Annotated in this window: 1 pseudogene; it reads left to right on the top strand. The window is 79.1% G+C overall.

Annotated elements, in window-relative coordinates:
• Window positions 1-604 (top strand): annotated as a pseudogene (locus tag B7767_RS40975) (helix-turn-helix transcriptional regulator); the annotation flags it as partial.

Genomic DNA, 604 nt, shown 5'->3' with positions numbered 1-604 from the left:
CTGGCCGCCCGGCTGGCCGGTGCGCCGGAGCGGGCGGAGGACGCGGCGCGGGCGGCCGGGAGGCTGCGGGAGGCGGTCCCCGCCGAACTGCTGGACCGGCATCCCGAACTCACCGCGCTGCTGCTGGACCACCTCGGCTCCGCACGGCTGTGGGCCGGGCGCTTCGAGGAGGCGCGGGCCGCCCTGTCCACCGTGGCGGACTCCGCCCCGGGAGCGGCCACGGCCCTCCCGCGCGAGGACTCGCTCGGCCGGCTCGCCCTGATCGACTACCTGGACGGCTGGCTCGGCAGGGCCGAACGCAGGGCCCGCGAGGCCCTCGCCGAGACGGAGAGGTTCGGGCTGCCCCGGCCGTCCGGCTCCGGCGTCGAACGGCTCGTCCTGGCCGCCGTCGCCGTGGACCGCGACGAACTGGGACAGGCCCAGGCCCTGCTCGACACGGCGGCCGAGGCGCACCCCGCGATGCGGGACCCCGTACTGGAGGCCGGACGCGCCCTGACGACCGCGCGCCTGCACCTGGCGCGCGGCGATCCGGGGGCCGCGCTGAAGGCGGTGGAACCGGAGGTGCCCGCCGACGCCGTCTCGCCGTGGGCGCGCGGGCAGACGG

This window comes from Streptomyces sp. 13-12-16 (genome assembly GCF_002114215.1).
Classification (GTDB): Bacteria; Actinomycetota; Actinomycetes; order Streptomycetales; family Streptomycetaceae; genus Streptomyces.
Note: the sequence above shows the minus strand (reverse complement) of the source record. Positions and strands in the feature narration are given on the sequence as shown.